Here is a 24,323-nt window from a genome sequence, read left to right as displayed (position 1 = left end):
AGGTGGCAACTCATGGTTAAAGCGCTGCAAAGCTTGAGCGGGCGCCAAAAGGCTGCCATTCTGCTGATCACGCTCGGCCCCGATGTATCGGCCCAGATCTTCAAGCATCTGAGGGAAGAGGAAATCGAGCAGCTGACTCTGGAAATCGCCAACGTGAGGAAGGTCGACAGCTCGGAGCGGGACACGATCATGAGCGAATTCTATCAGATCTGCCTCGCCCAAGAATATATCTCCCAAGGCGGCATCGCGTACGCGAAGGATATTCTCGAGAAGGCGCTCGGCTCGCAAAAGGCTTTGGAAGTCATCAGCAGGCTTACGGCGACGCTGCAAGTGAGGCCATTCGATTTTGCCCGCAAGGCGGAGCCGACCCAGATCCTGAACTTCATCCAGAACGAAAATACCCAGACGATCGCACTCGTGCTGTCGTATCTCCAGCCGGAGCAGGCTTCCCATATTCTTTCTTCGCTTCCTCAAGAGAAGCAGGCGGAAGTCGCCCGCAGGGTCGCGCTCATGGACAGCACCTCTCCTGAGGTCATCTCCCAAGTAGAGAGAGTGCTGGAGCAGAAGCTGAGCGCGACCGTGACCCAAGACTACACGAACGCGGGCGGCATCGACTCCATCGTTCAGATTCTGAACGGCGTCGATCGCGGCACCGAGCGGACGATTCTGGATTCCCTGGAAATTCAGGATCCGGAGCTGGCGGAAGAAATCAAGAAGCGGATGTTCGTCTTCGAAGACATCGTCAGCATCGACAACCGTTCGATCCAGCGCATCATCCGCGATATCGAGAGCGCCGACCTGCAGCTTGCGCTCAAGGTGGCAAGCGAGGAAGTGCGCGAAGCGATCTTCCGGAACATGTCCAAGCGGATGGCCGAGACCTTCAAGGAAGAAATGGAATTCATGGGTCCCGTGCGGCTGCGTGACGTCGAGGAAGCCCAGACGCGCATCGTAGGAACGATCCGCAGGCTGGAGGAATCCGGTGACATCATCATCGCCCGCGGCGGAGGAGATGACATCATTGTCTAATCTGTTCAAATCCTCGCAGGTTGTTCCTCAGGAACAGCATCAGCGGCTGGAACGGTTTTACCGGAAGCCTGCAGCGGCAAGCGATGCCGACACCGCGCCGGACGGATTCGGCGAGCAGGCCTATCGCGGCGAGCTCCGCCCGGATGCGGCTACGGAAGCTTTGCGCAGCCAGATCCTCGGCGACGCCCAGAGCGTCGCCGAGGACACGCTGGCGGATGCGGCCAAGCAAGCCCAGGAGCTGATCGAACAGGCCCGTCAGGAAGCCGAGGATTGGTGGCATGCCAGAAGGGCGGACGATGAACGAATCGCAGAGGAAGCCCGCCTGGCCGGATATGGGGAGGGCTTCAGCCAAGGCAGCCGGGAAGCCGAAGCCGCGCTGCGGAAGGAATGGGAGCAAAGGATCGAGGAATCCTCCTCCATCCTTGAAGCCTCCTTCCGAATGAAGGAGCAGATCATCCAGGAGGCGGAGCCGTTCCTCGTCGAGCTGAGCTGCGCCATTGCGGAGAAGCTGGTCGGCAAGCAGCTGGATCTCGAGCCTGACATCGCCATCGACCTTATCCGCAACATGCTTTCCCGGCGAAGAGAGAATGGCAGCATCGTTCTATGCGTCAGTCCCGCGCAGCTGTCGTCCGTTCTAGCCGCCAGGGACGAGCTGGAGCTGTCGATCGATTCTCAGGCCGAGCTGCAGATTCTGCCCGACGCGTCGGTCAAGGATCACGGCTGCGTCATCCGGACGGCATTCGGCAGCATCGATGCCCGCATCGACACGCAGCTGTCCGAAATCAAGCGCGAGCTGATGGGAATCGCTTCCCAGCGTGAAGGTCAGGAGGCGCCAGCTTCATGAGCTCCAGGATTCCCAAGGCTTCGAGATATGCGGAGCAGCTCGCCGGCATCGATCCCGTGCGCATCAACGGCAAGGTAACCCAGGTCATCGGGCTTACCGTCGAAAGCGAAGGACCCGATGCCGGCATCGGGGATGTCTGCCAGATCTATCCCGGAAGAGGGGCGCCCCCGCTCCTGGCCGAAGTCGTCGGTTTCCGGGACAACAGATTGATTCTCATGCCGCTCGGAGATCTCAATTCGATCGCGCCCGGATGCGACGTCGTAGGCACAGGCAAGCCGCTTACGGTCCAGGTCGGGGCGGAGCTGCTCGGAAAAGTGCTTGACGGCCTCGGGAGGCCGCTTGACGGAAGCTTCATTCCCAGCCGCATGATCCGCTATCCGACGACCGCTCCTCCAAGCAATCCGCTCTTCAGGCCGCGTGTCCAGCAGCCGCTCGGCATCGGGGTCCGCGCGATCGACGGCCTGCTTACCGTAGGCCAAGGCCAGCGCGTCGGGATCTTCGCCGGATCGGGTGTCGGAAAAAGCACGCTGCTGGGCATGATCGCCCGCAATACGGCTGCCGACGTCAACGTGATTGCTCTCATCGGCGAACGCGGACGCGAGGTGCTCGAGTTCATCGAGAAGGATCTGGGACCGGAAGGACTGGCCCGTTCCGTCGTAATCGTAGCCACATCCGATCAGCCGGCCTTGATCCGCATCAAGGGCGCGGTGATCGCGACGACGATCGCGGAGTACTTCCGGGACCGCGGCATGAACGTCATGCTGATGATGGATTCCGTCACCCGGTATGCGATGGCTCAGCGGGAAGTCGGTCTGGCGGTAGGCGAGCCTCCGGCGACGAGAGGGTACACGCCGTCGGTGTTCGCCGGACTTCCGAAGCTGCTTGAAAGAGCGGGCACAGGGCCGACGGGTTCCATAACGGCTTTTTATACCGTTCTCGTGGACGGGGACGACATGAATGAGCCGGTAGCGGATGCCGTGAGAGGCATCCTCGACGGACATATCGTCTTAAGCCGGGACTTGGCTCAGAAAGGCCATTTTCCGGCGATCGACGTGCTTGCCTCGGTGAGCCGGGTCATGAAGGAGATCATAGAGCCCGAGCATCAGGAGGCGGCTTCCGCTCTCAAAAAGATGCTTGCTGTCTATAAGGATTCGGAGGACTTGATCAATATCGGGGCGTATCAGCCCGGATCGAACAAGGAAATCGACCAGGCGATGGACCAAATGGACGGGATTCTGGATTTCACGCAGCAACGAACGAATGAAAAAGCCCATTTTGACGAAACGCTGGACCATTTGATCCGGCAATTCAACGGGAGCTGAACAGAGACGTGACCGCATTCCGCTATGCCTACCAAAGCATTGTCAACTTGAAGCAAAGCGAGACGACGCAAGCCAAATGGGGTCTGACGGCCGCGCTCGATCTGCTGCACGCGGAGGAGATGTCCCTGTCCGAGCTGAATGCGGAGCGTCTGCGCTGGGAAGGGAAGCTGGAAGAGCTCGGCATGCAAGGCAGCCCGCTCATGGAGCTGCAGGCGATCCAGCGGTTCCTCTCTCATCTGGATGCCTGCATCGGAAGCAAGCAGCAAGTCGTGCAGGCGGCGGAGAACGAGGTCGAATCCTCGAGGCATCGTCTTGCTGAGCGCAAGATTCAGGAGAAGATCTGGCTGAAATCCAAAGAAAAAGCCTTGAACCGATTCAAGGCTGCACAGCTTGCCGGAGAGCAGGCGGAACTCGATGAAATCGCAGTCCAACGCCATTCGCGCGCTGCGCTTTAGCAGAAGGCAAGATGAAGCAGTCGGGGACGACCCATGCCCCCGGGAGGGATGAAATGTTGGCAGAAGAACGTGAGAAACAAAGCTACAGCGGGATGGAACGCTTCCTGTTTTTTGTGACGCCGTTGCTGTTCACGCTGGTGCTGGTGCTTGTGCTTCTAGTGGTGTTCAACCCGTCGCTGCGCTCGCGGCTGATGGATACCGGTCGCAGCATTCCGGTTGTCGGGTCGTTCATTCCGGAGAGCCAGAGCGCATCCGGCGCCCCCGCTCCGGACAACGGCGCTGCTCAGCGCAAGCAGATCGCCGGCCTGCAGGTAGATTTGCAGACAGCCAAAGGGCGGCTTCAAGCCGCAGAGTCGGAAAAAGCATCGCTTGAGAAGGAAATCAACGACCTGCAGGACAAGCTCGACCAGCTGATCAAGAGCGACGAGCAGAAAAAGCTGAGCAGCAGCGAATATCAAGCCAAAATAACGGAGCTCGGGGGAATGTTCTCCTCGATGACGCCGAGCAAGGCGGCTCCAATCATTCAGAATATGACCTTGGATGAAGCTGTGCTCGTCCTGAACACGATGGACAGCCGGTCCCAAGGAGCGATTCTGGCCAAGATGGATCCGAAGCGGGCAGCCGAAACGGCAGCGAGGCTGAAGGATTCCGTTCCGGTCCAGGATCAGCAGATTGCCGCGCTGCAATCGAGAGCCCAGCAGGCTTCCAGCGCAGCTCCCGCATCCGGCTCCGCGCTGCTCAGCGAAGACCAGCTCAGCAAAACGTTTGAATCGATGGATCCGGCGAAGGCGGCGCAGCTGCTGCTGGCGATGTCGGATGTGAGCCCGAGCAAAGTGCTTCGGATTCTCGGCTCGGTCAGCGATTCCAAACGCTCGTCGATCGTTCAGGAGATGTCGGCACTGAACAAAAAGCTGACGTCGCAGCTTGTGAGCAAGCTCATGGCGGGAAAATAGAACAGGAGGTGAACAATGGAGATCACGACTACTCAACCGACTGCCTCGACCGGCTCGGGAGCGTCTGTCCAAGCGGCCGGAGGCAAGGCCGCCGGAGCCGTCCCGTTCAGCCAAGCAATGGCTGGAGCCTTGCAGACGGGCGTCCAGGGGCAAGCGTCCTCGAACGCGGGAAATGCTCCGCAGGACGCCGTTGCGGCAGCTGCGGCATTGGCCGCCGCAATGGCGCTGAGCGCAGCTTCCGCGCAGCCTGACGGCGCGGAGCCGAGCGCCCCGGCTCAAGCAGACGGACCGTTGTCGGAAGCTCTGCCGACTGGAGAAGCAGCTCCAGCCGCGACTTCCTCCTCGGAGCAGGCGGCCGAGCCGCTGCTTGCCAAGTTGGAGGATCTGCTCGATCTGCTGTACGAAGGCAAGGAAGAGGATGGCTCCATTCCGCTCGAGGATTGGCAGCAGGCCGCGTCCGAGCTCGGAGCCCTGCTCGCGCTGCTCGGCATTCAGCCGCCTCCTTCAGCGAAGCTTGCAGGCGGCGGCCAGCAGGGGCAGGATGAGCCGGCAGCGGTTTCCGCAACGGCAGCCGCCAAAGGCGAAGTCGGAGAGCTGCTGCTGGCGCTGAGGCAGCAATTGCCCGACGTTCTCGCCAAGCCATCCGGCAAGGTCGATTCCCAGGCGCTGGCCCAGGCGCAGCTGACCAAGCTGCAGAGCCTGCTCGAAGCGCCGCATACGGCCAAGTCCGCTCCAGGGGGAACGATCCCGGACGGTCAGCCCGACGGGACTTCTTTTGCAGGGATTCCGGCTTCCGGCACAACGCTGCTGGCGAAGCTTGAAGCATCTTCGGCCCACATCCGAGCGGCCGTAAGCTCCGTGGCGGGAAGCGCTCAGGCGGATGAAGCCGTGCAGCCGGCCATGCTCATGGCGGAACCGAATGAGCAGCCGTCGTCGGCCGCGACCCTTACAGCAGGAAATGTCCAGCCGGGAGCTGCGGTTCCGGACAGCGCGGAAGCGACCGTGAAAGTGCCTGTCCATCGCTTTGCCCAGGAGGTGGCCGGGCTTGTCCTGAAGAAGCTTGATGTCTCGTCTTCATCGGGCATGACGGAAGCGAGACTGACGCTGACCCCGGAAAACTTGGGACAGGTGGACGTCAAGCTTCAGATCCACAACGGCCAATTGACGGCGCTGTTCGCGGCGGATTCGCCGGCGGCGAGGGAAGCGATCGAGAACCAGCTGGGCCAGCTCAGGATGTCCTTGCAAAACCAGGGTTTCCAGGTTGATCGGCTTGATGTATCGGCCTCGAGCCAGCTGCAGACCTCGCTTTCATTCGGCCAGCAGAGCCGGGGCGGAGGCGAGCAGGGCGGCCAGTCCGCACGAAACGGCTCCGACCGCCCTGAAGAGCAGGGCATGCAAGAAGCTGAAGTCGTCCAATCCGCCATCCGCGAGCTTGGATACGGCAGGGCAATTAACGAAACGGCATAAGCCGGTTTCGAGGGGGATCAACGATGGCAGCATCCGTGAACGCCAATTCCATTTATCCGTTCGTGAGCCAAAAGAATTCCAAGGCGGCGTCGACAAGCATGGACAACTCCACGCTCGGCAAGGATGCTTTCCTGCAGCTTCTGGTCGCACAGCTGAAATATCAAGACCCGATGAATCCGTCCGACAACACGACTTACATCGCTCAGCTCGCCCAATTCTCTTCCGTCGAGCAGTTGTCGAACATTTCCGGACAGCTCAACATCCAGGGACAGAATCTGGGGCTTACTTCCGATCTCATCGGGAAGCAAGCGGAATGGGACATCTTTGACGCTGCCGGCAAGCTGACGGCCGAAAGCGGCCTCGTCGATTCGGTCGTGCTGAAGGACGGCATCCAGTATATCGTCTCCAGCGGCAATTATGTTCCGATCGACGCGCTGAAGTCCATCCGGTCCGATGCGGCGGAAGAGGCTCCGGAACAGACGCCGGATGAGCCTTCCGGCGAACAGCCGGCAGGAGCCTGATCGAGCAGTATCCATCCATTTAGGAGGTTGATAGATTATGTTGAGATCTATGTATTCAGGCGTTTCCGGCATGCGGGGCTTCCAAACCAAGCTTGATGTCATCGGCAACAATATTGCGAACGTGAATACCGTCGGCTTCAAAGCGGGACGGGTCATGTTCCAGGATATTCTGAGCCAGACGGTCGCAGGGGCGACACAGCCGGAAGACGGAACGCGCGGCGGCAAAAACGCGCAGCAGATCGGTCTGGGCGTGACGGTAGCCTCCATCGATACGTTGCACACGGCGGGCAGCGCCATGACGACCAATGTGCCGACGGATCTGCGCATTGACGGAGACGGATTTTTCGCCGTCCGTCCGGCGGGAATGGAAGACGGCTTCTACCTGACGCGTGCCGGCAACTTCTCGGTCGATGCCGCGGGACAGCTGGTCAACGCAGACGGCGCTCTCGTGCTGAGCTCCGACGGCGAACCGATTTCGCTGGCCGGAGTCAGCGCCTTCACGATCGGCAAGGACGGATCGGTGACAGGCGTCAATGCGGACGGAACGACAGGAGATGTCATCGCCACCATCGGCGTCGTGAAAGTGACCAATCCGAACGGCCTGGAAAAAGTCGGCGGAAACCTTTACCGCTCGACGGTGAATTCCAATGCCGAGGAGCTGGCTATCGGAGCTCCCGGAGATCCGGAGACCGGAACAGGCAATATCGTAGCCGGCCAGCTGGAGATGTCCAACGTCGACCTTACGAGCGAGTTCACGGAAATGATCGTTGCGCAGCGCGGTTTCCAAGCCAACTCCCGAATCATTACGACATCGGATGAAATTCTTCAGGAGCTCGTCAATCTGAAGAGATAATTGATCTAGCCCTATCGGCTTGGATCCGCCGGCCGAGCTCCGCTCGGCCGCATCGGTTCCGCCGAGGGCGCAGCCGCGGGAGGGTTCACATGATTGAAGTAACAAGGCTCAACGGCAGCAAGCTGATGATCAATGCCCTGTTGATCGAGCTCCTGGAAGAAACGCCGGATACGCTCGTGACGATGACCACCGGCAAAAAAATGGTCGTTGTGGAGTCGGCTGCCGTTCTGGCCGGGCGGATGACCGATTTCTACCGCTCCATCGGCCTCGCGGCATCATCTCATAAGAGTGGATATACGGAGGAATAGGCGCTATGAAAAAAATGCTTCCCTGGCTGATCACCACGCTGCTGGCCATCTCGCTCATCGCTGTGGTGGCGGTCATCCTGTACAACTCGCTCCTGAAGGATCCCGCAACGGCTTCGGGAGGGGATACGGCCAAGACAACGGCGGCAGCCGCCAAGGTCAAGCCGCTTACGGCTGACGAACGTGTCTCGGTCACATCCGAGCTCAAGGATATCAAGCGGAACCTGAAGGACGACAACAAATTCCTGCTCGTGAGCTTCGCTTTCCAGCTGGACAAAAAAGCGACGAAGGAAGACTTCGACAAGATCAAGGATATCGTCGTGAAGCCGATCATCAACCGTACGCTGGCCGATACGGAAGCCCAGGCGCTGCAAGGCTCAGCCGGACAGGATGCGCTCGAGGCCAAGCTGCTCAACCAAATCAATGAAGTTCTTCCCAAAGGCAAGCTGATCAAGGTTTCCATCACGGACTATACCTTGACGGAAATCTAGGACGGCCAAGTGAGATAAGCGAAGGAGGTGAGAGTGATGGTGGATGTGCTTTCCCAGAATGAGATCGACGCCCTGCTTGCCGCCTTGTCGTCTGGAGAGATGGATGCGGAGGAGCTGAAGAAGGAAGAAAGCCAGAAGAAGATCCGCGCGTACGATTTCAAGCGGGCCGTCCGTTTTTCCAAGGACCATATTCGAAGCTTGACCCGGATTCATGAGAACTTCGCCCGATACTTGACGACTTATTTCTCGGCGCAGCTGAGAACGTTCGTGCAGATCAGCGTCGTGCAGGTCGAACAGCTGCCGTACGACGAATTCATCCGCTCGATTCCCAAAATGACCATTCTGAACATCTTTGAGGCGGAGCCGCTGGAAGGCAGGATGGTGCTTGAAGTCCATCCCAACGTGGCCTATTCCATGGTCGACAGGCTGCTTGGAGGCACAGGAACCGCTCCCGCCAAGATCGGGGCGCTCACGGAGATTGAAACCATGATCATGGAGAAAATCTTCAGCCGTGCCTTCGAAAGCCTGCAGGAAGCCTGGAAAACGGTGTACGACATTTCGCCCAGGCTGGATTCGCTTGAGACGAACCCGCAGTTCATGCAGATCGTTTCTCCCAACGAAACGATCGCTTTGATTTCATTGAGCACGAAAATCGGGGATACGACCGGCATGATCAACTTGTGCATTCCGCATGTGGTCATCGAGCCGATCATGCCGAGATTGTCCGTGCATCACTGGTTCGTCTCCCAGAAGAAGTCGCGCGCCCCTGAAGAAGTGGAGATCCTGGAGCAGCGCGTACATAAAGCGAAGCTGCCGATCATCGCCGAGCTCGGAGAATCCTCCATTACGGTGAGAGAGTTCATGAGCCTCGCCGCAGGAGATGTCATTTCCTTGAAGAAGCCGGTCGGCGAAGGCTTGCACATCAAGGTTGGAGAAAAGCTGAAGTTCATCGGCAGCCCGGGGTCGGTCCGCGACCGCCTCGCCGTCCAGGTGGACGAGATCGTAAGCGAAGGAGCAGACGAAGATTATGACGAGTAAGGATTATTTGTCCCAGGAGGAGATCGATGCCCTGCTCCGGCAGAGCTCGGACGGTTATTCCGCCGCTCCTTCCGATACGGCAGGCGAGGCGCAGATCTCCCAATACCTGAGCTCCATCGAGCAGGATGCACTGGGCGAGATCGGCAACATCACGTTCGGAAGCGCGGCAACCGCGCTGTCTACCCTGCTGGGAAGAAAAGTGGACATCACGACTCCGCAGGTGGCCTTGATCAAGCGGGAAGATCTCGCCGACGAGTTCCCCCGGCCTCATGTCGCGGTGTCGGTCAGCTATGTAGAAGGCTTCCAAGGCATCAATTCGCTCGTCATCCGGACAAAGGATGCCGGCGTTATCGCCGATCTGATGCTTGGCGGCGAAGGCGACGTCGGCCAGACGGAGCTCAATGACATCCATATCAGCGCCGTGCAGGAAGCGATGAACCAAATGATGGGCTCCTCGGCGACATCGATGTCGACCATCTTCAACCGGATGGTCAACATCTCGCCTCCCGGCATCGATATCCTCGATGTGGAGCAGGGCGGAGGACTCGCCCAGCTGCCGCCGGATGACGTCTTCATCAAAGTCAGCTTCCGGCTGATGATCGGAGACTTGATCGATTCGACGATCATGCAGCTGCTGCCGGTCAACTTCGCCAAGCAGATGGTCGACACGCTGATGGGCGGAAGCGGAGATGAGGCCGCCGCGTCATCTGCGGCTCCGGCGGCCGAATCGGCTTCGGCAGCTCCGCATTCGGAACCGCTTGCGCAGCCTTCCGTCCAGCAGCAGCCGGTCCACGAACAGCCCGTCCATCAACAGCCTGCGCAGCAGCAGCCTGTCCACGAACAGCAGGCCTATCAGCAGCCGGCGGCCGATATGTACGCCGCAACCGCTAACCACAACCAAGGCCCGCAGACATTCGGCGCTCCGGCAGGCCGCAACGTCAACGTCCAGCCGGTTCAATTTTCCGGTTTCCAGCCGGGATATCCTCAGGGAGACGAGAGCAATCTCGGCCTGCTCCTCGATATTCCGCTGAAAGTAACCGTAGAGCTTGGACGCACGCAAAAACAGATCAAGGATATTCTTGAGCTGTCGCAGGGTTCCATCATCGAGCTCGACAAGCTGGCAGGCGAGCCCGTAGACATTCTGGTGAACAACAAGCTGATTGCAAAAGGCGAAGTTGTCGTCATCGATGAGAATTTCGGGGTCCGGGTCACGGATATCGTGAGCCAGTGGGACCGCATGACCAAAATTCAATAAGTGCATCCAGGGAGGAAATGACAAATGGCAAACCGTATTCTGATCGTTGATGACGCTGCATTCATGCGAATGATGATTCGCGATATTCTGACTAAAAATGGCTACGAGGTCGTGGGCGAGGCTCAGGACGGATCGCAGGCAATTGAAAGATACAAGGAAGTCAAGCCGGATCTGATTACGATGGACATCACGATGCCGGAGATGGACGGCATCGCCGCATTGAAGGAAATCAGGAAAATCGACCCGAACGTTAAAGTCATCATGTGCTCGGCCATGGGCCAGCAAGCGATGGTCATCGATGCCATTCAAGCTGGGGCGAAGGATTTCATCGTGAAGCCGTTCCAGGCTGACCGGGTCATCGAGGCCATCAAGAAGACGCTTGGGTAACGGAAATGCCATTGTTAGCCGGATTGGCGGCTCAGGCGGCCGCTCCTTCCGCTTCACCAAAGCCTGATGGAACGCTTGATTATCCCCTTCCTTCCGGAGGGAGCGAGGTGCCGCACTTCGCGAGCGGGGGCATGACGGGGAGCGTCGTCTGGGTGCTCGTCTCGCTTGCTCTTGTCATCGGATTGATCACCCTCCTCATTCGCTGGCTCTCCAAGCGAAGCCAGCTGATGGGGGGCGCAAGAGCTCTTGAACAGCTTGGAGGGTTGACGCTCGGACCGAACAAGTCGATCCAGGTCATTGAAGCGGCTGGCAGAATCTATGTTGTCGGCGTCGGCGAGAACGTGACGCTTCTGGACCGGTTCCCGGCAGGGGAAGAAGCGGACAGCCTCCGCAGCCAGCTGCTGGAGAAGCGCAATGCCGCATCCGGCGTACCGCTGGGGGAATGGATGCGCAGAATCCAAGGCAAGGCAGGAGAAGGGAACCGCTCTGTTCAAGCTTCGGCCGATGACGGCAAGGAAGAGGCGAAGCGGTTCCAGAAGCTGCTGAATCAAAAGCTCGAGCAGCAATCCAGACAGCAGGAAGAGCTTGAACAGCTGTTCCAGGAATCTAGAGACAGGGATCGGTTGAGGGACGAATGACAAGAAAACGTATGCTTTCGCTGATGACTGTCCTGGCCATGTCGCTCGCCTGGCAGAGCGCCGCTTATGCCGAGCCTCTGCCGGGCATCGATATCAATATTGGCGGGGACAGCGCCGGAGGAACGAGCGCTGTATCCATCCTATTGATGGTGACCGTTCTGACGGTTGCTCCTTCCTTCCTTATTCTTATGACCAGCTTCACCCGGATCGTCATCGTGCTTGGTTTCGTGCGTACTTCGCTCGGAACCCAGCAGATGCCTCCAAATCAGGTTCTGATCGGTCTGGCGTTGTTCCTGACGCTGTTCGTCATGTCTCCAACGCTGTCGCAAGTGAATGATACGGCTCTGCAGCCTTATATGAAGGGCGAGCTGACTCAGACGGAGGCGCTTGAAAAAGCGGCTGTGCCGATGAAAAAGTTCATGTTCCAGCATACGAGGGAAAAAGACCTGCTGCTGTTTCTGAACTACACCAAGGCGGAAAAGCCCAAAACCTATCAGGATATTCCGATCACGGTGCTGGTGCCGGCTTACGCGATCAGCGAGCTGAAGACAGCGTTCCAGATGGGATTCATGATCTTCATTCCCTTTTTGATCATCGACATGGTTGTTTCCAGTACGCTGATGGCGATGGGGATGATGATGCTGCCGCCGGTGATGATATCGCTTCCTTTCAAAATTCTGCTGTTTGTTCTCGTAGACGGATGGTATTTGGTCATCAAGTCGCTTCTGCTCAGCTTTAATCCGTCATGACCGCAGAAGAAGGAGGGGAATGTCATGAGTTCCAATTTCATCATCGGCTTGGCGGGTCAAGCGATGTTCGTCATGCTGAAAGCGAGCGCGCCCATGCTCATTCTCGGGCTTGTCGTCGGACTGGCCGTCAGCATTTTTCAAGCCACGACCCAGATCCAGGAACAGACGCTTGCGTTCGTCCCCAAGATCGTCGCCGTATTGGCCGCGGTGCTGCTGTTCGGCCCGTGGATATTGAACACGCTGGTGGATTTCACCTACAACCTGCTGAACAACCTGCACAACTATATCGGGTAGGCAGAGGCTGATGGAACAATTTCTGAACGGGTTTCCTATTTTTTTGCTGATTTTTTGTCGAATGACCTCTTTTTTTGTAGTCGCGCCTGTCTTTTCCACTCGAACCGTGCCGGCGAGGCTCAAGATCGGTCTCGGTTTCGCCGTTTCGCTTCTTGTGTACTTCTCGTTCGGAATCAAGCAGACGGCTGCTGCCGATGCGGGCTTTATCCTGCTGATCCTCCAGGAAATCCTGATCGGCCTCCTGCTTGGATTCATCGTCTACCTGTTCTTCACCGTCGTCCAGACGGCCGGCGCCTTCATCGATCTGCAGATGGGTCTCGCCATGTCGAACATCATCGATCCGCTGAGCGGAACCTCGGCGCCTATTACCGGCAATCTCAAGTATATGGTGCTGACGCTGCTGTTTCTGACGATGAACGGCCATCTGTACATGCTGCAGGCGTTGATGAACAGCTACAGCTGGCTGCCTCTGAAGCTGGGACTCATGGAGCATATCTCCAGCGGCTTGATCTCGGACTTCCTCGTCAGGGCGTTCTCCGAGTCTTTCCTGCTCGCCCTGCAGATCGCGGCGCCGATCGTCGTAGCCATGTTCCTGACGGATGTCGGCCTTGGCTTCCTGGCTCGGACAGCGCCTCAATACAATGTATTCGTCATCGGCGCCCCGCTCAAAATTATGCTCGGCATCCTGCTGCTGATGCTGCTGATGCCGTCTCTCGGCGTACTGTTCGGGCATCTGTTCAGCCTGATGTTCGAGAAGCTCGGCGAGCTGTTCAACGCTGTCGGCAGCCAAGGCGGGACAGGCTCTTGAGGAGGGACACGGTTATGAGGCTCCGGTTCAAAGTCGACCTGCAGCTGTTCAACGGCGAGAAGACCGAAAAAGCGACGCCGAAGAAGCGCAGCGAGGCTCGCGACAAGGGCCAGATCGCCAAAACCCACGAGCTTCCCGGCGCTTTCATCATTCTGTTCGTCATCGGAAGCTTCCTCGTGCTCGGAGGGTATTACAAGGAACGGATCTACCGTATTTTCGGCAGCCTGTTCAACGACTGGCTGACTCTGGATCTGACCTCGGGCAACGTCATGTCGCTGTTCTATCACGTCATGATGGAGCTGCTCATGCTGCTGGCCCCGATTCTGCTGCTCGCGTTCGTGGCGGCTGCGGCATTCAACTACGTGCAGGTAGGGTTTCTGCTCACGGGGACGCCGCTCAAGCCGGACTTCAAGAAGCTGAGCCCGATCAGCGGCTTCAAGAACATCTTCTCGATGCGGTCGGTCGCGGAATTCTTCAAGAGCATCATCAAGCTGATCGTTGTCGGAGTGGTCGTGTTCTACACGATCTGGGGAGAATGGGGACGCATTCTCATGCTGGGACATTCTCCCGTCGAAGACATCTTCACGTTCACAGCCGGCCTGACCTTGAAGCTCGGCCTCGAATTCGCCTCGCTCATGATCGTCATCGCGGCGGCGGACTATTTCTATCAGAAATACGAGTACGAGAAGAATCTGCGGATGTCCAAGCAGGACATCAAGGATGAGTACATCAAGAGCGAGGGCAACCCGCTCATCAAAGGGAAGATCAAGGAGCGGCAGCGGAAGATGGCGCTTCAGCGCATGATGCAGGAAGTGCCCAAGGCCGATGTCGTCATTACGAACCCGACCCACTTCGCCATCGCCATCCGTTACGACGGCGCGCGCATGCAGGCTCCGGTCATTCTGGCGAAAGGCATGGATTACGTCGCCTTGAGGATCAAGGAAGTCGCGAAGGAGAACGGAGTCGTCACGATGGAGAACCGTCCGCTGGCGAGAGCCTTGTACGACAGGACGGAAATAGGGGACAGCATCCCGCCGGATTTGTTCCAAGCGGTCGCGGAAGTGCTGGCCTATGTATACAAGCTGAAAGGCCGCAGCAAATCATCTTAATTCAGTAAGCGGAGGCATTCGTCATGAAACCGAGGGACCTGGCAATCTTGGTAGGGATTATCGGCATTGTCCTAATGATGGTCATCCCCATCCCTACTTTTCTGATGGACTTCCTGCTCGTAATCAACATATCGGTCGCTCTTATCATTCTCTTAATAGCGATGAATACAAAAGAAGCGCTGGATTTCTCCATCTTCCCGGCCCTTCTGTTGATTACGACCTTGTTCAGGCTCGCCCTCAACGTATCGACAACCCGCAACATCCTTGTCCATGCCCACGCGGGCGAGGTGGTCCAGACATTCGGAAACTGGGTTGCCGGAGGCCAGGTCGCCATCGGCTTTGTCGTGTTCCTGATCTTGGTTGTCGTGCAGTTCATCGTCATCACCAAAGGCTCGGAGCGGGTCGCGGAGGTCGCGGCAAGGTTCACTCTCGATGCGATGCCGGGCAAGCAGATGAGCATCGATGCGGATCTCAACGCCGGCATGATCAACGAGCAGCAGGCCCGGTCCCGCCGCTCCAAGATCGAGCGGGAAGCCGACTTCTACGGCTCCATGGACGGCGCGAGCAAATTCGTCAAGGGAGATGCGATCGCGTCGATCATCATCCTCATCATCAACCTTCTCGGCGGCTTCATCATCGGGATGGCGGTGCACGGGATGGGCTTCTCCGAGGCTCTCAACACGTATTCGATCCTGACGATCGGCGACGGTCTCGTCAGCCAGGTTCCGGCGCTGCTCATCTCTACGGCTGCCGGCCTGATCGTGACGAGAGCGGCTTCGGAAGGCAATCTGGCCCATGACCTGACGAGTCAGATTCTGCGGTATCCGCAGCTGCTGTTCGTCGTAGCGGGCACCATCGCCCTGCTGGGCCTGTTCACTCCTATCGGCATCATCCGCACGTTCCCGATCGCGGGGCTGCTTGTCTACCTCGGGTGGAAGATGCAGGGCGAGCAAAGCCGCGCGATCGCAGAGCAGGAGCAGATGGTGGAGGAGAAGGAGATCGAGGAGGTGCGGAGTCCGGAGAGCGTCGTGAACCTGCTGCATGTGGACCCGATCGAGTTCGAATTCGGCTACGGCCTCATCCCGCTCGCGGATACGCAGCAGGGCGGCGATCTTCTGGACCGGATCATCATGATCCGCCGCCAGTGCGCGCTCGAGCTCGGGCTTGTCGTTCCGGTGATCCGGATCCGAGACAACATCCAGCTTCGTCCGAACGAATACATCATCAAGATCAAAGGCAATACGGTCGCTCGAGGCGACCTGCTCCTGAATCATTATCTGGCGATGAGCCCGGGCTTCGAGGACGAATCCATCATCGGCATCGAAACGATGGAGCCGGCCTTCGGACTTCCGGCATTATGGATCGACGAGGCGACCAAGGAGCGGGCCGAGATGTCCGGCTACACCGTCGTCGATCCGCCGTCGGTCGTCGCCACCCATCTGACCGAGATCATCAAGCGCCATGCGCATGAGCTGCTCGGCAGGCAGGAGACGAAGGCGCTCATCGACAACATGCGGGAAGCCTATCCGGCGCTTGTGGAGGAGCTCATTCCTTCCGTCATGACGATCGGAGATGTGCAGAAGGTGCTGGCCAAGCTGCTCAAGGAAAAAATTTCGATCCGGGACCTTGTCAGCATCTTCGAGACCCTGGCCGATCACGGGCTGTACTCGAAGGATACCGACATTCTGACGGAGTACGCCCGCCAGGCGCTCTCCCGCCAGATTACGCAGCAGTACAGCACCGGCGGCAACTCGATGCGGGTCATTACGGTCAGCCCGGCGCTGGAGAAGAAGATCGCCGAAGCCGTCCAGCAGTCGGAGCATGGCAGCTATCTGGCCATGGATCCGATCGCCACCCAGCAGATCTGCAATAAGGTCAGCGAGCAGGTCAACCGCCAGATCCAGTCCGGGCACCAGCCGGTCGTGCTCGCATCGCCGACGATCCGCATGTATCTGCGGCAGATGATCGAACGGGTGATGGGAGACATTCCGGTGCTGTCCTACAGCGAGCTGGAGCCTTCCATTGAAGTTCAGAGCATAGGGACGGTGAGCCTGTGAGAGTGAAGCGCTACGTCGTATCGTCCATGCCGGAGGCTATGGCGCTTATCCGAGGAGAGCTGGGCAAGGATGCCGTGATTTTGAGCACGAAGGAAATCAAGACCGGAGGATTTCTAGGCATGTTCGGCAAAAAGGGCATAGAGGTCGTTGCGGCGGCGGAAACCGTCAGCCCGCCGCCTTCCGCCGCATTGGCCGATACCCTCCAGTCGCTGGCAGCAGCGGCGACAAGGAGGACGGCCTCGCCCGACTCGGGGGCAGCGCCTGGGCAGCCGGCCTCGCCGGCTTCTGCGGCAGCCCCGTCTGCTCCGGCCTCGCTGGCAGCGGCCAAGTACAAGTCGGTCGCGAAGCCTGCGGCCAGTCCGCCTGCATTTGCAGGCGGAACGACTCCTGAACCTGCTGTATCCGCCGGGGATGCCGCCGCGTCGAACGGCTCCGCCGCTCCCGCCCCGGCCAGCGGCCTCCGCGAGCCGGCCACCCAAGGAATGGAGCAGGATCTGCTCCGGGAGGTCCGCGATCTCAAAACGTGGATCCGTCAGCTGTCCGGCGCCCAGGCAGCCGAAATGGCTCCGGCCCATGTATCCAGCCTGATGGATAGGCTGGAAGCGCAGGAGGTCAAGGCCGCTTGGCGGGAAAGGCTTCTGGCCGACTTGCAGGCCAAGCCGGACTACAGCCTTCTGAGCGAAGATCCGCAAGCCCTATGGGCGGCGGCCGCGGAGCATTTGCAGCTGTGGCTGGAGCCTTATATGGGAGAGAAGCCGGCCGAGCATAGCCGGGTGCTGCATTTCGTCGGGCCGACAGGCGTCGGCAAAACGACGACCATCGCGAAGCTGGCCGCGGATCTTACTTTGCGCCGTCGCAAGGCGGTCGGCCTGATCACCGCGGATACCTACCGCATCGCCGCTGTCGATCAGCTGCGGACCTATGCGGATATATTGGGAATCCCGCTGGAGGTCGTCTTCTCCCCCGCGGAGGCGGCAAGGGCATTCCAGCAGCTGGAGCAGAAGGATGCCGTGCTCATGGATACGGCCGGCAGGAATTACCGAAGCGAGCTGCAGATCCACGAGGTCAACAGCTTGCTGAGAAGCAGCGAGGATGCGGATACGCTGCTGGTGCTCAGCCTGACCGCCCGCACGCCGGATATGGAAGCGGTGGCGCAGCCTTTCATCCGGCACGGGGTGGACAAGGTCATCTTCACCAAGCTGGATGAAACGACGGTGTACGGCGCGGCCTTCAATCTGATTATGGATCACGGTCTGAAGCCGGCTTATCTGGCCTTCGGCCAGACCGTCCCGGACGATCTCGAGCCGTTCCGGTCGGATCGGTACGTGAAGCTGCTGCTGGGAACCCATCCGAATGAATGACCAAGCCCAGGCGCTTCGCAATCTGATCAAGCAGCGGACGGGCGGGCAGATGGAAAAGAACGCGCGGCTGCTGACGGTGACGAGCGGGAAGGGCGGAGTCGGCAAGTCCAACTTCAGTCTGAATTTCGGGCTCGCGCTGCAGTCTCTGGGCCGAAAAGTGCTCGTCATCGACGCGGATATCGGCATGGCCAATCTGGACGTTCTGATGGGCATTCCGGCCCCGTACTCTCTCTACCATCTGTTCACCGGCGACAAGAGCATCCGAGACATCATCCAGCTGGGACCGTCCGGGCTCCATTTCATCGCCGGAGGGTCCGGATTCCGGGAGCTGCTTCATCTCACGGACCGGCAGCTTCAGGAAGCGGACGAGCAGCTCGGCATGCTCCAGGGGGAATACGATTTCATCCTGTTCGATACCGGCGCGGGACTGACACGGGAATCGGAACGATTCATCCAGGCGGCCCACGAAACCTTCGTCGTGACGACACCCGAGCCGACATCCATCACGGATGCTTACGCGCTCGTCAAGATGGTTTCGGGCAGCATGCCGGATACGCGGTTCCGGGTAGTCGTCAATCGCGCCTTCGATGAGCAGGAAGGACGCCAGACGGCGGCCAAGATGGACATGGCGGCAGACCGCTTTCTCGGCATCCGCCTTCCTTACGGCGGCTACGTTGCGGATGACGGCAAGGTGGGCAAAGCGGTCCGGACGCAGAAGCCTGTCCTCATCGCTTATCCGGACTCGGACGCGGCAAGGAACATCATGCAGATTGCCCGGCAATACCTCGATTTGCCGGCAGACAGTCTTCCTCATCGCAGCGTCAAAGGTATTCTACAGCAGTGGTTCAGTCGGAAACGTTAACCTTTGGCTTCAGATGGGAGAGATAGGGAGATGGAGAAGTTCCGTATTTTGATCGTGGACGATTCCGCCTTCATGCGTGCCATTATTCGGGATTTGATCCTGCAGGACCCGGCTTTTGAGGTTGCCGGGACGGCGGCGACAGGCAAGGAGGCGCTGGAGGCCGCAAGGCTTCTCGCGCCCGATGCCATGACACTGGATCTGGAAATGCCCGAAATGAACGGGCTCGAAGCTCTCGTGGCGGTCATGGAGAGCCGTCCGCTTCCGGTGATCATGTTCTCCGGCATCAGCGAGGAGCATACCTCGCTCACGATTGCCGCGCTGCAGCAGGGGGCCTTCGATTTCATCCGCAAGCCTTCTCCCGCTTCGCCCCCTGGGGAGATCGAGACGATCGGACGCTTGCTGAGGGAGAAGCTGCATACCGCACTTCAATTCCGAGGCCGCCTGGTCCAACCTCGCCTTCCGGCGCGGGAGGCGATAGGGAAGAGGGAGCAGCCGGCACGCAGGCCGGCCGGCGATGCCGCCGGCCATGCGAAGCCCTCATCCGCTCCAGGCCCGCGCAGCGCAGCCCGCGAGGCGCCGGACGAGATCCGCAAGACGCGGATTCCACCTGGTGCGGATGCCAAGCGCAAGTCGGCAAGCGCAAGCGAAGCGCCTCTTTCCAAAGCACGGCCGGCATGGCCGGCTTCAGGCGCCTCGCGGCCTGCGAAGACGGGGACGACTTCCGTTCCTCAAGTCACAGCCGGGGAATCGTCCCCCAAATCTCTGGCTTCCAGAGAAAGGTGGACGCAGCTCGTCGCCATCGGCACATCGACCGGCGGACCGCGTGCGCTCAGCGAAGTGATCGGCTCGCTGCCGGCAGACTTGCCGGCCCCGGTGCTGGTCGTCCAGCATATGCCTCCCCGGTTCACGGCATCGCTGGCCAAGCGGCTCGAAGCCGGCAGCATGATCGAGGTGACGGAGGCGGAGCAGGGCGAGCGCGTCCTTGCCGGCCGTGTCTACATCGCCCCCGGCGGAAGCCATATGGAGCTCGAGAAGGATGGATCCGGCTACCGGATCCGGCTGACCCAATCGCCGGCAGTCAGCGGACATCGCCCGTCGGTGGACGTGCTGTTCCGCTCCATCGTCCCCTATAGGGAGCTGGAGCGCCATTGCGTCCTGCTTACCGGAATGGGCAGCGACGGCGCGAAAGGCATGCTGGAGCTCCGGGAGAGCGGCGCGGCGAGCACGATCACCGAGGCGGAGGAAACCTGCGTGGTGTACGGAATGCCTCGAAGCGCGGTTGAGCTCGGAGGCTCGCAGACGGTGCTGCCGCTTTTCCAAATTGCTGGAGAGCTTGCCCGGCGCTGCCGGTAGGGCAGGACAGCAAACTTAGTTCAGGAGGTGGACCTGTAATGGATATGAACGCTTATCTGTCTATGTTTATCGATGAATCCAATGATCATCTTCAAGCACTCAATGAAAATCTCCTGAAGCTCGAAAGCGATCCGGCCGACATCGGCATTGTCCAGATCATCTTCCGCTCGGCCCATACGCTGAAAGGAATGTCGGCGACGATGGGCTTCGAGGATCTTGCTTCCCTTACCCATGAGATGGAAAACGTCCTTGATCTTGTCCGCAACGGCAAGCTGACGATGGACGCTTTCATCTTCGATGTGCTTTTCAAAGGGTTGGATGCCCTCGAAACGATGGTCGCCGACATTACGGCCGGAGGGGCCGGCAAAGCCGATGTCGCCGAGCTGCTGTCCTCCCTGAAATCCATCGTCGACGGCAGCTATCTGGCCAAGGAGTCGGCAGCGGGAGCGGGAGCTCAAGCCGCTTCCAAGAAAGAGAACGGAGCCTCCGCCGATCTGGACGAGTTCCAGCTGTCGGTGCTCAAGCAGTCGGTCGAAAGCGGGCTCAAAGCCGTGCGGCTCGATGTCGAGCTGGAGGATTCCTGCGTGCTCAAGGCAGCGCGTTCGTATATGGTCTTCAATTTCCTGGAACAGCACGGCGAAGTCATCAAATCGATTCCGTCGGTGACGGATCTCGAGCAGGAGAAGTTCGACAAGTCCTTCACCGTCATTCTCGTCACTTCCTCCGACGAGCAGGCCATTGCGGAAGGAGCCGGCAACATCTCCGAAATTGCCGCAGCCGCAGCCAGCCTGCTGGACGAAGCCGCTCTGGAAGCGCTGGCCCACCCGGAAATTCCTGAAGCCGCAAAAGCGGCGGACGCAAGGACAGCGGACGTTCAAGCCGCTTCTTCCGCAGCGTCGGAAGCCAAGCGGCAGACGGCGGCGGCTTCGGCTCCCGCAGCTCAGGCCGCATCGCGGACGATAAGGGTGGACATCGACCGGCTGGATTCGCTGATGAACCTGTTCAGCGAGCTGCTGATCGACCGGGTCCGGCTGGAGCAGCTTTCTTCCGAGATCGGCCGCACGGAGCTGAGCGAGACGGTCGAGCATCTGTCCCGCATCAGCGGCGATCTGCAGAACATCGTGCTCAAGCTCCGCATGGTTCCGATCGATTCCGTCTTCAACCGCTTCCCCCGCATGGTGCGGGATCTGGCCAAAAACCTGAATAAAAAGGTCGATCTCGTCATCGTCGGCGCCGACACCGAGCTGGACCGGACGGTCATCGACGAGATCGGCGATCCTCTCGTCCATCTTCTCCGCAATTCCCTCGACCATGGCCTGGAAACGACGGATGGCCGCCTGGAGGCAGGCAAGCCGGAAACCGGCACGATATTCCTGCGGGCTTACCATAGCGGCAACCACGTCTTTATCGAGGTGGAGGAAGACGGCAGGGGCATCAACTCCGAGAAGGTCAAGGCCAAGGCTGTCGAGAACGGGGTGCTCAGCGGGCAGGAAGCGGCGCGGATGACCCAGGACGAAATCAACAACCTGATCTTCGCTCCCGGCTTCAGCACGGCGGATGCGATCTCGGACATTTCGGGCCGCGGGGTCGGACTCGACGTCGTCCGCTCGAAGATTCTTTCCTTGGGCGGCAATGTTTCGGTCGAATCCAAGGCCGGCATCGGCTCCAAGTTCAGCATCCAGCTTCCGCTCACGTTGTCGATCATCACCGCGATGCTGATCAAGCTCGGCTCCGAGAAATACGCCATTCCGCTTTCTTCCATCGTGGAAACCGGCATTCTCAGCAGGGACAGCATCCTGAACGTGCATGGCAGCCGGATGATTACATACCGCAACGCGGTCATTCCGCTCGTATCTCTCGGCAATGTGCTCGAAACAGCCGACTTCAATGAAGAAGAAGAGCTGGAGAGCGAGTACCTCGTCATCCGCAAAGGCGATAAATGGGCGGCAGTCATCGTGGACGACTTCATCGGCCAGAGCGAGATCGTGCTGAAGTCGATGGGCGGTTATCTCGGCCAGACTCAGGCCGTATCCGGAGCGACCATTCTTGGCGACGGCCAGGTCGCCCTCATCATCGATCCGAACGCCCTGTTCAAATAATCTATCGGAGGAGGCACACGGATATGGGAGAAGAACTGAAAGTAATCGTGTTTGCGCTTGGAGAAGAAGAATACGGCATCGAAGTCGATAAAGTGAAGACGGTGGAAAGGCTCATGCCGGTCACTCGCGTGCCGAAGACGCCTGCATTCGTGAAGGGAGTCGTCAACCTGCGCGGCGTCGTCGTGCCGGTCATCGATCTCCGCGGCCGCTTCGGGCTGGAGGAGACGGAGTCGACGGACCAGACCCGCATCATCATCGTGCGCTCCGGAGAGCTGGAGGTCGGATTCATCGTCGACCGCGCCAACGACGTGACGGACATCAACACCGACGACATCGACCTGCCGCCTGCAGTCGTCGGCGGCATCCAGGCCAAGTATTTGCGCGGAATCGCCAAGACGCCGCAGGGCAGGCTTCTCGTCATGCTCAACCTGTCGGAAGTGCTGAACAAAAACGAAATCGTGCAGCTGGAGCAAATGGAGGCTTGACCGAATTGAGCACACTCGACAAGCTGGCCGACTTCGAAATGGATGTCCTGAAGGAAGTCGGCAACATCGGCTCCGGCAATGCGGCGACGGCTCTGTCCACTTTGCTGAACAAGCCGGTCGACATGGCCGTGCCGAAGGTGAGCCTGGTGCCTTTCGAGGAAGTCGCGGAACGGGCCGGAGGCGCCGAGGAGCTGGTCATGGCCGTGTTTCTCCGCGTGGAAGGCGAGGCTCCCGGCAATCTCTTCTTCCTGATGAATCCGGTCGCGGCTAAGAAGATGCTCCGCAGGCTTGCGGCGATGGAAGTCGAAGAGGATCTCGAATATTCGGATATGGAATTATCCGCCATCGGAGAGATCGGCAACATTCTCGCAGGCTCCTATCTGTCTTCGCTGGCCGATCTCACCAAGCTGAGCCTGGCGCCCAGCGTACCCGCCGTCGCGATGGACATGGCGGGAGCCGTTCTCGTGTACGGGCTCATGCAATACGGAGAAATGGGCGACACAGCGCTGCTGATCGAGACCAAATTTCTTGACGGGGGGGAAGTTCTGGATGGCCAGTTCTTCCTGATTCCGGACCCGGAATCGTTTTCCACTATCTTCCGCTCGCTAGGAGTGCCGCTCGAATGATCCAGCAGCAAGTCGTGAAAGTCGGAATGGCCGACCTCAATATCGCTCTCGACGGCAGCGCTATCCGCACGACGGGGCTCGGCTCCTGCGTCGGGCTGACCTTGTACGATTCAGAGAAGAGGATCGGCGGAATGGCCCATGTCATGCTCCCGAATTCATCGATCGCCAGGGAAGCGGATTTCAACCGGGCCAAATATGCCGACACCGCTCTTCCCTTGTTGATCGAAGAAATGCAGAAGGCGGGTGCCCGCCTTGGCCGGCTGTCGGCCAAGATGGCCGGCGGCGCCCAGATGTTCGCGGCCTTGTCGGCCAATGATTCGCTGCGGATCGGTCCCCGCAATGTGGAAAGCTGCACGGCCGTCCTGGCCAGCTACGGCATTCCCATCCTCGCCGAGGATACAGGCGGCAGCTACGGCAGAACGATCGAGCTGGATTCAGGCACGGGCATCCTGCATGTCCGCTCCGTCCAGCAGGGCACAAAGGAGTTGTAGGCGTGATAGGTACATGGCGCATCAATGCATGGTCGGCGGCGCTCGGAGCGGTCCTGACGGCGGCGATCAACCTGGGACGCAATCCGATCGATGCCGCGGCGACGCGGGCTCTGGCGGCAGCCGCGGCGTTTTGGGCGATCGGGTACGCATTGCGGGTTCTGCTGAAGCAGACCGTCCCTCAGCCTCTCCGGGAAGCCGGGGAGGAACCGGCAGCCGGGCAGCATCTCGACCTTTCCGCGAACGGGGAGGATTTGAACGAGCTGCTGCTTCAAGGGCTGCGGCCGCCTCCAGGCGGATCGAGGCAGCCGGACGGATCCGGGGGCGTCGACGCCTCCTTGGCTCCGGAGCAGCAGAACGGCGGCTTCCAGCCGCTGCAGCCTGCCCGGCTGAAATCGGTTCCTTCCGGCATGGAGCCGGACGAGCTTGCACAGGCTGTCCGTCATATTAGCAGTGAAGAAGAGTAGCATTAGGCTG

27 protein-coding genes are annotated in these 24,323 nt (G+C 59.5%); all 27 read left to right on the top strand.

Annotated elements, in window-relative coordinates; translation table 11 throughout:
- Nucleotides 1-12 precede the first annotated feature (12 nt).
- The 27 genes from fliG to CIC07_RS13965 all read left to right on the top strand — a co-directional run bounded on the left by fliG (nt 13) and on the right by CIC07_RS13965 (nt 24,313).
- Complete coding sequence (gene fliG, locus CIC07_RS14095; RefSeq protein ID WP_049867540.1) at nt 13-1,026, top strand: flagellar motor switch protein FliG; 1,014 nt, start codon at nt 13-15, stop codon at nt 1,024-1,026.
- Nucleotides 1,019-1,870, top strand: a complete 852-nt coding sequence (locus CIC07_RS14090; protein ID WP_076355304.1) for a FliH/SctL family protein — start codon at nt 1,019-1,021, stop codon at nt 1,868-1,870. The genes fliG and CIC07_RS14090 overlap by 8 nt, the downstream gene beginning before the upstream one ends.
- Entirely contained in the window at nt 1,867-3,192 is a 1,326-nt protein-coding gene (fliI, locus tag CIC07_RS14085) for a flagellar protein export ATPase FliI (protein WP_076355306.1), read from the top strand. Before CIC07_RS14090 ends, fliI begins: the two co-directional genes overlap by 4 nt.
- An 8-nt stretch (nt 3,193-3,200) precedes the next feature.
- The gene (gene fliJ, locus CIC07_RS14080; RefSeq protein WP_076355308.1) at nt 3,201-3,647 is read left to right on the top strand and encodes a flagellar export protein FliJ; all 447 of its coding nucleotides are present in this window, start codon (nt 3,201-3,203) and stop codon (nt 3,645-3,647) included.
- Nucleotides 3,648-3,700: 53 nt separating this feature from the next.
- A complete protein-coding gene (locus CIC07_RS14075) occupies nt 3,701-4,600 on the top strand; it encodes a magnesium transporter MgtE N-terminal domain-containing protein (protein ID WP_076355310.1) in 900 nt (299 codons plus the stop codon).
- 15 nt (nt 4,601-4,615) lie between these two features.
- Complete coding sequence (locus CIC07_RS14070; protein WP_076355312.1) at nt 4,616-6,067, top strand: flagellar hook-length control protein FliK; 1,452 nt, start codon at nt 4,616-4,618, stop codon at nt 6,065-6,067.
- Between the two features lie 23 nt (nt 6,068-6,090).
- Complete coding sequence (locus CIC07_RS14065) at nt 6,091-6,588, top strand: flagellar hook capping FlgD N-terminal domain-containing protein (RefSeq protein WP_076355314.1); 498 nt, start codon at nt 6,091-6,093, stop codon at nt 6,586-6,588.
- Between the two features lie 37 nt (nt 6,589-6,625).
- Entirely contained in the window at nt 6,626-7,441 is an 816-nt protein-coding gene (flgG, locus tag CIC07_RS14060; protein WP_076355316.1) for a flagellar basal body rod protein FlgG, read from the top strand.
- An 89-nt stretch (nt 7,442-7,530) separates the two neighbouring features.
- Nucleotides 7,531-7,749: a flagellar FlbD family protein gene (locus tag CIC07_RS14055; RefSeq protein WP_021879168.1), complete on the top strand. Its 219-nt coding sequence runs from the start codon at nt 7,531-7,533 to the stop codon at nt 7,747-7,749.
- Between the two features lie 5 nt (nt 7,750-7,754).
- Nucleotides 7,755-8,237, top strand: a complete 483-nt coding sequence (locus CIC07_RS14050; protein ID WP_076355318.1) for a flagellar basal body-associated FliL family protein — start codon at nt 7,755-7,757, stop codon at nt 8,235-8,237.
- 36 nt (nt 8,238-8,273) lie between these two features.
- Complete coding sequence (gene fliM / locus CIC07_RS14045; RefSeq protein ID WP_048745248.1) at nt 8,274-9,275, top strand: flagellar motor switch protein FliM; 1,002 nt, start codon at nt 8,274-8,276, stop codon at nt 9,273-9,275.
- A complete protein-coding gene (fliY, locus tag CIC07_RS14040; protein WP_076355320.1) occupies nt 9,265-10,530 on the top strand; it encodes a flagellar motor switch phosphatase FliY in 1,266 nt (421 codons plus the stop codon). The genes fliM and fliY overlap by 11 nt, the downstream gene beginning before the upstream one ends.
- 24 nt (nt 10,531-10,554) lie before the next feature.
- On the top strand, nt 10,555-10,917 hold the full coding sequence (locus CIC07_RS14035; RefSeq protein ID WP_021879164.1) for a response regulator: 363 nt from the start codon (nt 10,555-10,557) through the stop codon (nt 10,915-10,917).
- A 107-nt stretch (nt 10,918-11,024) separates the two neighbouring features.
- The gene (locus CIC07_RS14030) at nt 11,025-11,555 is read left to right on the top strand and encodes a FliO/MopB family protein (protein ID WP_076355322.1); all 531 of its coding nucleotides are present in this window, start codon (nt 11,025-11,027) and stop codon (nt 11,553-11,555) included.
- A 23-nt stretch (nt 11,556-11,578) separates the two neighbouring features.
- Nucleotides 11,579-12,304 (top strand): flagellar type III secretion system pore protein FliP, encoded by a 726-nt coding sequence (fliP, locus tag CIC07_RS14025; RefSeq protein ID WP_442953341.1) that lies wholly within the window; start codon nt 11,579-11,581, stop codon nt 12,302-12,304.
- 24 nt (nt 12,305-12,328) lie between these two features.
- Nucleotides 12,329-12,598: a flagellar biosynthesis protein FliQ gene (gene fliQ / locus CIC07_RS14020; RefSeq protein WP_021879160.1), complete on the top strand. Its 270-nt coding sequence runs from the start codon at nt 12,329-12,331 to the stop codon at nt 12,596-12,598.
- 10 nt (nt 12,599-12,608) lie between these two features.
- Entirely contained in the window at nt 12,609-13,406 is a 798-nt protein-coding gene (fliR, locus tag CIC07_RS14015) for a flagellar biosynthetic protein FliR (protein ID WP_076355326.1), read from the top strand.
- 14 nt (nt 13,407-13,420) lie between these two features.
- Nucleotides 13,421-14,515 (top strand): flagellar biosynthesis protein FlhB, encoded by a 1,095-nt coding sequence (gene flhB / locus CIC07_RS14010; protein WP_076355328.1) that lies wholly within the window; start codon nt 13,421-13,423, stop codon nt 14,513-14,515.
- Between the two features lie 23 nt (nt 14,516-14,538).
- Entirely contained in the window at nt 14,539-16,572 is a 2,034-nt protein-coding gene (gene flhA / locus CIC07_RS14005; RefSeq protein WP_076355330.1) for a flagellar biosynthesis protein FlhA, read from the top strand.
- A complete protein-coding gene (gene flhF, locus CIC07_RS14000) occupies nt 16,569-17,933 on the top strand; it encodes a flagellar biosynthesis GTPase FlhF (protein WP_076355332.1) in 1,365 nt (454 codons plus the stop codon). The genes flhA and flhF overlap by 4 nt, the downstream gene beginning before the upstream one ends.
- Nucleotides 17,926-18,795 carry a MinD/ParA family protein gene (locus CIC07_RS13995; protein WP_076355334.1) on the top strand — a complete coding sequence of 290 codons (870 nt, stop codon included), beginning with the start codon at nt 17,926-17,928 and terminating at the stop codon, nt 18,793-18,795. The genes flhF and CIC07_RS13995 overlap by 8 nt, the downstream gene beginning before the upstream one ends.
- Before the next feature lie 30 nt (nt 18,796-18,825).
- A complete protein-coding gene (locus CIC07_RS13990; RefSeq protein ID WP_076355336.1) occupies nt 18,826-20,148 on the top strand; it encodes a protein-glutamate methylesterase/protein-glutamine glutaminase in 1,323 nt (440 codons plus the stop codon).
- Between the two features lie 38 nt (nt 20,149-20,186).
- On the top strand, nt 20,187-22,247 hold the full coding sequence (locus tag CIC07_RS13985; protein ID WP_076355338.1) for a chemotaxis protein CheA: 2,061 nt from the start codon (nt 20,187-20,189) through the stop codon (nt 22,245-22,247).
- A 23-nt stretch (nt 22,248-22,270) separates the two neighbouring features.
- Entirely contained in the window at nt 22,271-22,732 is a 462-nt protein-coding gene (locus CIC07_RS13980; RefSeq protein ID WP_076355340.1) for a chemotaxis protein CheW, read from the top strand.
- A 5-nt stretch (nt 22,733-22,737) separates the two neighbouring features.
- Nucleotides 22,738-23,358, top strand: a complete 621-nt coding sequence (locus CIC07_RS13975) for a chemotaxis protein CheC (RefSeq protein WP_442953335.1) — start codon at nt 22,738-22,740, stop codon at nt 23,356-23,358.
- Nucleotides 23,355-23,849, top strand: coding sequence for a chemotaxis protein CheD (locus CIC07_RS13970; RefSeq protein WP_076355342.1), 495 nt, complete (start codon nt 23,355-23,357; stop codon nt 23,847-23,849). The genes CIC07_RS13975 and CIC07_RS13970 overlap by 4 nt, the downstream gene beginning before the upstream one ends.
- A 2-nt stretch (nt 23,850-23,851) precedes the next feature.
- Entirely contained in the window at nt 23,852-24,313 is a 462-nt protein-coding gene (locus tag CIC07_RS13965; protein ID WP_076355344.1) for a hypothetical protein, read from the top strand.
- The last annotated feature ends 10 nt before the right edge of the window (nt 24,314-24,323 follow it).

It is taken from the genome of Paenibacillus sp. RUD330 (genome assembly GCF_002243345.2).
GTDB lineage: Bacteria > Bacillota > Bacilli > Paenibacillales > Paenibacillaceae > Paenibacillus_O.
This window is presented reverse-complemented; position numbering and strand designations above follow the sequence as displayed.

What these genes read in the sequence shown, in the direction of transcription:
- fliG (WP_049867540.1), top strand. Translation starts at nt 13, where the DNA reads ATGGTTAAAGCGCTGCAAAGCTTGAGCGGGCGCCAAAAGGCTGCCATT.
- fliI (WP_076355306.1), top strand. Translation starts at nt 1,867, where the DNA reads ATGAGCTCCAGGATTCCCAAGGCTTCGAGATATGCGGAGCAGCTCGCC.
- CIC07_RS14075 (WP_076355310.1), top strand. Translation starts at nt 3,701, where the DNA reads ATGTTGGCAGAAGAACGTGAGAAACAAAGCTACAGCGGGATGGAACGC.
- CIC07_RS14070 (WP_076355312.1), top strand. Translation starts at nt 4,616, where the DNA reads ATGGAGATCACGACTACTCAACCGACTGCCTCGACCGGCTCGGGAGCG.
- CIC07_RS14065 (WP_076355314.1), top strand. Translation starts at nt 6,091, where the DNA reads ATGGCAGCATCCGTGAACGCCAATTCCATTTATCCGTTCGTGAGCCAA.
- flgG (WP_076355316.1), top strand. Translation starts at nt 6,626, where the DNA reads ATGTTGAGATCTATGTATTCAGGCGTTTCCGGCATGCGGGGCTTCCAA.
- CIC07_RS14055 (WP_021879168.1), top strand. Translation starts at nt 7,531, where the DNA reads ATGATTGAAGTAACAAGGCTCAACGGCAGCAAGCTGATGATCAATGCC.
- CIC07_RS14050 (WP_076355318.1), top strand. Translation starts at nt 7,755, where the DNA reads ATGAAAAAAATGCTTCCCTGGCTGATCACCACGCTGCTGGCCATCTCG.
- fliM (WP_048745248.1), top strand. Translation starts at nt 8,274, where the DNA reads ATGGTGGATGTGCTTTCCCAGAATGAGATCGACGCCCTGCTTGCCGCC.
- fliY (WP_076355320.1), top strand. Translation starts at nt 9,265, where the DNA reads ATGACGAGTAAGGATTATTTGTCCCAGGAGGAGATCGATGCCCTGCTC.
- CIC07_RS14035 (WP_021879164.1), top strand. Translation starts at nt 10,555, where the DNA reads ATGGCAAACCGTATTCTGATCGTTGATGACGCTGCATTCATGCGAATG.
- fliP (WP_442953341.1), top strand. Translation starts at nt 11,579, where the DNA reads ATGACTGTCCTGGCCATGTCGCTCGCCTGGCAGAGCGCCGCTTATGCC.
- fliQ (WP_021879160.1), top strand. Translation starts at nt 12,329, where the DNA reads ATGAGTTCCAATTTCATCATCGGCTTGGCGGGTCAAGCGATGTTCGTC.
- fliR (WP_076355326.1), top strand. Translation starts at nt 12,609, where the DNA reads ATGGAACAATTTCTGAACGGGTTTCCTATTTTTTTGCTGATTTTTTGT.
- flhB (WP_076355328.1), top strand. Translation starts at nt 13,421, where the DNA reads ATGAGGCTCCGGTTCAAAGTCGACCTGCAGCTGTTCAACGGCGAGAAG.
- flhA (WP_076355330.1), top strand. Translation starts at nt 14,539, where the DNA reads ATGAAACCGAGGGACCTGGCAATCTTGGTAGGGATTATCGGCATTGTC.
- CIC07_RS13995 (WP_076355334.1), top strand. Translation starts at nt 17,926, where the DNA reads ATGAATGACCAAGCCCAGGCGCTTCGCAATCTGATCAAGCAGCGGACG.
- CIC07_RS13990 (WP_076355336.1), top strand. Translation starts at nt 18,826, where the DNA reads ATGGAGAAGTTCCGTATTTTGATCGTGGACGATTCCGCCTTCATGCGT.
- CIC07_RS13985 (WP_076355338.1), top strand. Translation starts at nt 20,187, where the DNA reads ATGGATATGAACGCTTATCTGTCTATGTTTATCGATGAATCCAATGAT.
- CIC07_RS13980 (WP_076355340.1), top strand. Translation starts at nt 22,271, where the DNA reads ATGGGAGAAGAACTGAAAGTAATCGTGTTTGCGCTTGGAGAAGAAGAA.
- CIC07_RS13970 (WP_076355342.1), top strand. Translation starts at nt 23,355, where the DNA reads ATGATCCAGCAGCAAGTCGTGAAAGTCGGAATGGCCGACCTCAATATC.